Genomic DNA, 7,884 nt, shown 5'->3' with positions numbered 1-7,884 from the left:
AGGGTGAGCGGCCGAAGCTGGCGATCCAGAAAATGGTGAGGGCACTGCTAGGGAGTGATGGGGCGGTTTCTCGTGGGGATCTCGTGGAGGTGTCGTCGCAGAATTCGGTTGACCGGTATCTCCAACGGTTGCGGGCGCTGGATATCGTCGAACGGGTTGGGCCTGGGGAGTACAGGGCGTACTTGGAGCCGTGGTGGGTGTCGGGGAACGGGCAGAGCGAGCCGTACAGTGAGGCGTATGATGGAGAGATCGCGGCAACCGGGCTGGGGGACGGGCGGTGGGATGCGGTGTTGCTTGGTGCTGCCCACGAACTTGGAGCGGACACAGCGAGTGCGGCGTCTGTCGAGGCGTTTTCACAGCCAGTGGTATTCGAGGAGGTGCTTGAGGCGCATCCTGTCTTGGAGCAGTACGAGCACATTCTGCGGGTGTACGTTGACGGAGTTGAGGAGGATGGGCCGCCGTCGACGGTCGCAAGAATTGGGTCGCCACCACCGGGTACGGCACCAGACCAACAGACGCTGACCGCGGCGGTATCAAGCGATTAGCTCGGTTGGGGGATGCAAGTAAGACTCCGTACGTCCTCTCTTGAATGGCACTGTCCAGTTACGTTAGTATCGGGACCGAGTCATCGACGATATCCTGGCATGCGACTGAATGGAGTTGAATTATCCACAAATACTACGATGAGATGTGTGGGGGAGCGAGAACGGAAGATTGCGGAGACGATAAGACTCGTGTGGATCAACCAGCGTATCGACATCCACTCCGAGCACACGGAGCAGGTACGTGTTACGGCACTTCTTCAGCTACGATCTAAGTAGCTATTCGTTACAAGAACCACTCCAATAGGGACCCGAGCGTGTCAGTCACCGGTAGCAGTTTGAATCACATCTATACCTAATCGCTAATCACGGCTGGAGAGTGCCTAAGGGCACAATGTCAAACCACACCGTACTGCCTCAGTGTATCTGCAGTTGATACACCCGAAACAGAGGTATTCCGATTTCAGTATCGGTAGGGAAAGACTAACGGAGGACCGAGAAGGAATCAGATTATCTCGAATGGTTCACAAGATAATCTCTCGAAATCCCGGCAACTTCGGGCGTGTTAACGTCTCTACCTCCGATCTCGAAAAGCTCGAAATCGAGACCAGTGAGGATATCGATATCGACGTTGCTGATACGGAAGATGTCGCTCATACGTTTATCGACAGCAAGAATGTGGATCGGTTTCTCATTACTACACCACAATAATCCATGCAAACGGCACTTACCTACCGTACGAACCGCGACCTGTTCTCGAACCACTACCTCGACGAGCACCTCCCCGAAACCGAAGAATGGGACGAGGTCAGCGACGAGGAACTCCAAGAGGCCTACGATGACATTATGGCCCTCTGGGAGCGCGAGAAGGATACCGCACCGAAGCGGAATGAGTCCCAGCTCGAAGAGAAGTTTATCCGGCCGATGTTCCGGAAGCTGGGCATCCCCTTCGAAGTCGAAGAGAGTACGAGCCGCACGCAGCGCCGGCCCGACTACGGCTTCTTCGACACGGAGGATGCTGCGCGTGATGCGTTTGAACGTCGCGAGGAGGGCGGCGACTTCTACGAGAACGCCGTCGCAGTCGCCGACGCCAAGCGCTGGGGGCGTCCGCTGGACACGCGTGGCAGCGGCGAACACGAGCGCGACTTCGAGAACCCAAGCTACCAGATTCACGTCTACCTGCAAGAGACGCCGGCCCGCTGGGCTGTCCTGACTGACGGGAAGAAGTGGCGGCTCTATTACGGCCCGACCAGCCACCGCCTCGACTCCTACTACGAGGTGGATCTGCCGACGATTCTGGAGAGTGGCGACCTTGAGGACTTCAAGTATTTCTACCTCTTCTTCCGCCACGAGGCATTCCTCGATGACGGGAGCGGTGACTGCTTCCTCGACGACGTCTATGACGAGTCCAACGTCTTTGCTCAGGAGTTAGGGGAGGACCTCCAGGACAACATCTACGAGGCCATCAAGATTCTCTCGGAAGGATACCTCCAGTACCCCGAGAACGATCTCGATGAGGGCGATCTCGACCTCATTCACGACAGCTCCCTTATCTATCTGTATCGGCTCATCTTCGTCCTGTATGCCGAAGCTGAGGGTCGGGAACTGCTGGACACGAGCAACGAGATCTACGAGCAGTCCTACAGTCTAAACTCCCTCAAGCAGGAGATCGCCGAGGAACTCGATAGTGGCGATCCAAAGTACCGCGACTGGCAGGATAACCTCCAGTCCCGACTCGACGAGCTGTTCACCCTTATTAATAAGGGCAGCAAGTCCCGCGGCATCCCTGAGGAAGACCTCTACATTCCCGCTTACAACGGCGGTCTGTTCCGGACGGATCCGGACGAGGACGACAGCGCGGAGGCGAAATTCCTCGCCAATCACGATGTCGGCGACGCCTACCTGGCGAAAGTCGTCGAACTCCTCACGCGGAGTAAGAACAACGACGGTGGCGGGAAGATCTTCGTCGATTACTCCTCACTCGACGTCCGTCACCTCGGGAGTATCTACGAGGGACTGCTGGAGTACCAGCTCAACGTCGCTGACGAGCCGCTAGCTCTCGACGACGGTGAGTACGTCAGCGCCGACGAAGGTGACGACGTCGTCGTGCAGGAGGGCGAAGTGTACCTGACGACAGACAGTGGGGAACGGAAGGCCACTGGCTCATACTACACGCCCGAGTATGTCGTCGAGTACATCGTCGAGAACACGCTCGAACCACTCGTTGACGACATCCGCGCAGACCTCGCCGGCCGAAGTGCTCGGGGTGAAGATCGTGGCTTCGCGGAGGAGTTCGCCGAGCGCATCTTCGACCTGAAGATTCTTGACCCGGCAATGGGGAGTGGACACTTCCTCACGAGCGCCATCGACTACCTGGCCCGTGAAATCATTGACGCCCAAGAGAGGCAAGCTGCACAACAGGGCATCGAGACAGTCAATCAAGATCATGACATCAATTGGGCACGTCGGCAGGTGGCCCAGCGCTGTATCTACGGAGTTGACCTGAATCCGCTGGCTGTAGAGTTGGCTAAGGTTTCGTTGTGGCTGCGGACGCTCGCTGCTGAACAGCCGCTAGCTTTCCTTGACCACCACTTGAAGACCGGTAACTCACTCGTTGGCTCAAACGTTGAGGAAATTGATGCCCTCGAACGCAATGGAGCTGCAGAGGCTGAGGGCCCCAATTCCACGCTAATTGACTTCGGGATGACGTTTGAAGGGACGATGGAGAACTTGATGGCAATACACGCCGATCTCATCGCCATCGAAAACGAGGAACTTGAAGATGTGAAAGCAATGGAGAAAAAGTATGGTGAGTTCGAGGCGAATGTTCTTCGTCAGCGTCTCGAAGCAATTGTTGATGTTTACACCGCCGAGGAGTTTGAGGTTAATGTTCCGAACGGTGCCTACGAGCAGATGGCTAAGTCACTGACGAGCGACAGTCAGTGGGAGGATATACAGTCGAAAGATTGGTTCATTGAGGCGCAAGAACTTGCCGAAGAGAAATCCTTCTTCAACTGGCGCTTAGAGTACCCAGACATTTTCTACGACGAAGCTGGGGAAGAGAAAGAGAACCCTGGATTTGACGTTGTTCTCGGAAATCCGCCTTATATCAACGCCATCGAGCTGAACGATATTACTACGCATGAGAAGGACTTGTGGAAAAAACGATTCAATTCGGCTAAGGACGCTTATGACATCTATGTCCTGTTCTTAGAACAAAGTCTTGAATTATCCCGAACGGACGGCGTTGTTGGACTGATTGTTCCAAACAAACATTTGTCTGCTCCTTACGCGAAGACGTACCGAGAGTACATCATCGACAACCACCAGATGTGGAAAATATGTGACGTATCCCAGCTTGGTGTATTCGAAGACCCCAGTGTATACCCCGTCATTCCCTTTTTCAGAACAGAAAGAGACTTCGAAGGTGTTGACAATATTGAGATTGATAAGCCTGTTTCGACGGTTTCAATCTCAACCGGTAGTGAACAGATGGATGTCTGCGCTCCTAGTAAACTGACCAAAATCGGTAACAACCTCTGGGGGCCTCTATTGCTTGATCTAGAAGAACAGGATGCTTTCTGGAGCACAGTTGAGGACACTGTCCAGTTAGACAGCGAAGGAACTGTGCAAGCGTCTAGTACGGCAAGTGAAGCAGAGGAATTCACGGTTGCCCTAAGTGAAGAACCTCCTAGTAAGACGAATAAGAAGTTCATCAAAACAGGAGGAATCGACCCCTTCCAATCATTCTGGAATTCAGAAGAAGTCAGGCACCAGGGAGACTACTACACAAAGCCTGTACTAGATATTGACCATCCCATTATCACCGACCTCCGAAGGTCACAATACAATAGTGAAAAATTGGTATTTGCGAAAGTTGCGTCGATCTTGGAGGCGTTCGTTGATACAGATGGGGAATATGCATCTGTAGATACAAATCTGTTCTACGACTCAAATCTTGACATCAGATACTACGGAGCCATTCTCAATAGTAACGTAGTTCTATTCCTATATTCAGGAATGTTTGGTGCTCTGAGGATGAGAGGAGGAGATTTCCAGTTCCAAGCCCCACAGTTGAAGCAAGTCCCTGTACCTTCCATCTCAATTGATACACCTGACCCAGAACGTGGTAGTCGGGTTTCAACAGCGTTGGATAGCTACAAAGCTTATCTAGAGGGGAGCGCATCGAGACCTAAGCCCGAGAAGGACGATGTAGCGCATGATTTCCTCGCTGAACTCACAGATCGGATAAGCGAGCTTAAACAAGAACGGGAGAGTCTGAATCTCGCCTTGCTGGATTACTTGGGCATCCCGACTGCTGGTATCCCTGAGGATCTCGAAGGAAAATCTCTTCAGGAATTACACATGCCTGCACCTGGGGTCGCTGATACGCTGCTCTCGGAGACAGGTGAAGACCTCGATGGGCTTCGCATTGAGGGTGTTTCGTTCAGTGGTGACAACTCGAAGCTCGTGATGTCTGTAGATGTTAGCTATAAGCCTGATGATGAGGACGCCCGAGAAACAGACCGGTACGGTCGATTAGCCGAGAATGAATTTGAAACATATGATGCGATGGTATTCACGGGCCTTTCAGATAAAAAGAGGACCCTGATCGAGATTTTCGTCCCAGAGGCAGTTAGTCGAGCAGGTGGATTTGCAGATTTCCGCCAAAGTGCGACAAAGACGATTTCCCCGTTGGAGAGACTTGAAAATCTAGTACTCCCGGATCTTGATGCTATCAAAAACGGCTTAGAGAAATACGAAGACGTCAGACAAGATGCTAACGAACTCGATGAGAAAATCAACAAGACAGATACACTAATCAACGAGATTGTCTATAGCCTGTACGATCTCTCCACTGAAGAGATTGATATTATTGAAACCTCACTAGAGGAATGACTGACTTTGAGGTCGGCGATCACGTCAAGTTCGCCGGTGGGCGGGGCGAAATCACGAAGATCGAGGACCGCCCAAACGGAGGCCAACTCCTCCATATCTACACCACAGAGGGAAAACTCCGAAAGCTCCCGAGTGGCCTGCCCCACATCGAGCGGATCGACTCCATCATTGACCGGCTCGCAGCCCGGCAAATCGATTCTCCTATCCACCACGACCTCCGGGAGCGTGCGACCCGCCTCGATCTTGCTTACCGATACGACCGGTTCCTCTCGCTGACGAACAACCGCATCGAGATCGAACCATACCAGGTTCAGGCCGCCTACGAAATTCTGAACTCGTACGACCACCGCTACCTCATCGGGGACGAGGTCGGCCTTGGGAAGACTATCGAGGCCGGTATCGTTACAGAGGAACTCATCGCCCGAGGTCGTGCCCAGCGGGTGCTCATCGTCGCGCCAGCACCACTCACCGTGCAGTGGCAACAAGAGATGCGCGAGAAGTTCGACCGGAACTTCGTTATCTACGACCGCGAGACGGTTCGCACACACCGGAACTCCCACCCGAACCAGAACGTCTGGCTGCAGGAAGACCTCATCATCACGTCCATCGACTTTGCGAAACAGGACGACGTCCTCGAAGCCCTCCGCAACCTCGACGTCCCGTGGGACCTCGCAGTGTTCGACGAGGCGCATCACCTGACCGCCCGCCGAGGGAGCGACGAATCTATCGAACGCACACAACGGTATACGGTCGGGGAAGCGGTGGCCGAGAATTCCGACGCCCTCCTGCTTCTCACCGGGACGCCGCACAAGGGAAAGTCCGACCAGTTCTACTTCATGGTGAATCTGCTGGACCCGTATCGCTTCGGGCACGAGTCGCAGATTCACCCGGACGAGCTCGACGACCTGATGATCCGCCGGCTGAAGGAAGACATGTACGAGACCGACGGGACGCGTATGTTCCCCGAGAAGAACATCGAGGCGCTCGGCGTCGAGATGTCGCCAGCCGAGCGGAAGCTGTACGACGACGTCACCGAATACATCCGCGAGTACTACAACCTCGCTCAGCAGGAAGAGAACAAGGCGGCGGGGTTCACGATGGTCATCTACCAGAAGCGCCTCGTGTCGAGCATCTACGCCATCCAGAAGTCGCTGGAAAACCGGATGCGCGCCATCCAAAACGACGCCGTTGCCGAGGACCTGCCCGACGACGTCCAGGAACTCATCCCTCGATACAGCACCGAACCGGAGACGCTGACGGATGCCGAGCGTGAACGCGTCGAGGCGGCGCTGGAAACGGTCACAGTCACGCTGAATCAGTCACAGATACAGGAAGAGCTCGACCGCGTCAAGCAGCTCTGGCGGCAAGCCAAGAGCATCGAGACTGATTCGAAGGCGCAGATGCTCAAGCAGTTCGTCGACAGAATACTCACTGAAGACCCCGACGAGAAAATCCTCATCTTCACTGAGTACACTGACACCCTTGAGTATCTCCGCGACCGGGTGTTCGCCGAATACGACATCGCGCAAGTCTACGGTGACCTGGATCAGGACCGCCGTCGACAAGAGATGGCGGACTTCGAGAACGAGAAAAATATAATGATTGCAACAGATGCGGCTCAGGAGGGTCTGAACCTCCAGTTCGCCCACATTATGGCGAACTTCGACCTGCCGTGGTCGCCAACTAGAATTGATCAGCGGATGGGGCGGCTCCACCGATACGGACAGGAACGGACCGTCGAGATTCGGAATCTCTTCTTCAAGGATACGCGGGAGAGCGAGATACTGAACCTGCTAGTCGAGAAGACGGACCAGATCGAGTCAGACCTCGGCATGCGCTCCGACGTGCTTGGTCGTGTCCTGGAAGACGTCGATCTCGACGACACGATCATGGCTGCCATCGCTGAGGATCGCCCGACAGACGAGGTTGTCGCCGATATCGATGAGACCATCGAAGAGCGGAAGAACGCGCTAGAGACGGTCGAGAACGAATTTCTCATCCGAGACCGCTTCGACCTCTCCGACGAAGACGACGAAATCCTCGACGTAATCGAGCGGAGTCAGCACGGCGACGTCAGCGAAGACGACATCGAGGTTCTGGTCCGTGAGTTCTTCGACGAATTCGGCGGCGATATCCGAGGAGTGCGCCCCGGGCCCGCTCGTGCTGGCGGAGACGTCTTCCAACTCGACGTTCCCGATGTCCTCTCCGGGGACCAAGTCGCAGGGAGGTACGAGCAGGCGACATTCACGCGTCAAGTGGCGATGGAGGAGGACGACGTTGATTTCATCGCGTTGGACCATCCTCTCGTGCAGTCGCTGATCGAGTTCTGTTTAGACTCGAACCGTATCGACGGGCAAGTCGCCGTCAAGGTCGCCAGTGATGGAGAACCCGCTCCGGGCATCCTTTTCACGTACCGGTTGGGATACGTGTCTGGCATCCGTCT

At 54.7% G+C, this 7,884-nt stretch carries 2 protein-coding genes and 2 pseudogenes; 3 read left to right on the top strand and 1 reads right to left on the bottom strand.

Annotated features, from left to right (window positions below):
• Positions 1-545: pseudogene (locus ACOZ32_RS01150) on the top strand (replication protein); the annotation flags it as partial.
• A 507-nt stretch (positions 546-1,052) separates the two neighbouring features.
• On the opposite strand, the gene ACOZ32_RS01145 reads toward ACOZ32_RS01150, so the two are convergent.
• A complete protein-coding gene (locus ACOZ32_RS01145) occupies positions 1,053-1,199 on the bottom strand; it encodes a hypothetical protein (RefSeq protein ID WP_157849928.1) in 147 nt (48 codons plus the stop codon).
• 57 nt (positions 1,200-1,256) lie between these two features.
• Between ACOZ32_RS01145 and ACOZ32_RS01140 the strand changes: the two genes are divergently transcribed.
• Together ACOZ32_RS01140 and ACOZ32_RS01135 are read left to right on the top strand one after the other, a co-directional pair.
• Positions 1,257-5,441 carry a class I SAM-dependent DNA methyltransferase gene (locus tag ACOZ32_RS01140; RefSeq protein WP_012289586.1) on the top strand — a complete coding sequence of 1,395 codons (4,185 nt, stop codon included), beginning with the start codon at positions 1,257-1,259 and terminating at the stop codon, positions 5,439-5,441.
• Positions 5,438-7,876 (top strand): annotated as a pseudogene (locus ACOZ32_RS01135) (helicase-related protein); the annotation flags it as partial. The gene ACOZ32_RS01140 and the pseudogene ACOZ32_RS01135, both read left to right, overlap by 4 nt.
• Positions 7,877-7,884 lie beyond the last annotated feature (8 nt).

It is taken from the genome of Halobacterium sp. MBLA0001, assembly GCF_049705385.1.
GTDB lineage: Archaea > Halobacteriota > Halobacteria > Halobacteriales > Halobacteriaceae > Halobacterium > Halobacterium salinarum.
The sequence above is the reverse complement of the archived record's forward strand: the minus strand, read 5'-3'. Positions and strand labels throughout refer to the sequence as shown.

What these genes read in the sequence shown, in the direction of transcription:
- ACOZ32_RS01145 (WP_157849928.1), bottom strand. Translation starts at nt 1,199, where the DNA reads ATGAGCGACATCTTCCGTATCAGCAACGTCGATATCGATATCCTCACT.
- ACOZ32_RS01140 (WP_012289586.1), top strand. Translation starts at nt 1,257, where the DNA reads ATGCAAACGGCACTTACCTACCGTACGAACCGCGACCTGTTCTCGAAC.